1 pseudogene is annotated in these 647 nt (G+C 64.9%); it reads left to right on the top strand.

The features are described from left to right. The first annotated feature begins 45 nt into the window (after window positions 1-45). Window positions 46-321 (top strand): annotated as a pseudogene (locus GEV06_28930) ((2Fe-2S)-binding protein). The last annotated feature ends 326 nt before the right edge of the window (window positions 322-647 follow it).

The raw sequence follows: 647 nt of genomic DNA, 5'->3' as shown, positions 1-647 counted from the left end.
GACGGCTACACGCCGCTTCTCCGGGTGTTGCGCGACGTCCTGGGCATGACTGGCACCAAATTCGGCTGCGGCATGGCTCTCTGCGGTGCCTGCACCGTGCATATCGACAGTGTCGCCACGCGGACCTGCATCACGCCCATCGACAGTGTCGGCACGTCCGAGATCGCGACGATCGAAGCGATCGACGCGATGGCGGTGGGCGCAAAGATCCAGGAGGCTTGGCTCGATCGGGAGGTCGTTCAGTGCGGCTACTGCCAGTCGGGCCAGATCATGTCGGCTTCCGCGCTCCTCGCGAGCAATCCGCATTCGACGGACGCCGAAATAACGCGTAGTCGAAAGCTCGTCCGATTTGACGAGCCTCGGCTTTCCTCAAGGCGTGCACGTCCACTATTCGCGTATCGCCTTTTTGGCGCGTTCCACCGTTGCCCGGGGCGCACCGAGAGTCTCCTGCAACGCCGCGACCGTGTCCTCCCAGCCCAGCGGATCCACGATGATCCTCATGCGCTTAGCGTCCGCCTGAGATTCGGGCGAACTCACAGCCGTCCAGAAAGCCGTCCGCAGCGCCGCGACGCGTTCGGCCGGCACGCCCGGTGGGGCAAGGAACGGCCGCGACAGCTCCGTGGTGCCGAAGATCACGCGCATAAGCC

This window comes from Luteitalea sp. (assembly GCA_009377605.1).
GTDB lineage: Bacteria > Acidobacteriota > Vicinamibacteria > Vicinamibacterales > Vicinamibacteraceae > WHTT01.
The sequence above is the reverse complement of the archived record's forward strand: the minus strand, read 5'-3'. Positions and strand labels throughout refer to the sequence as shown.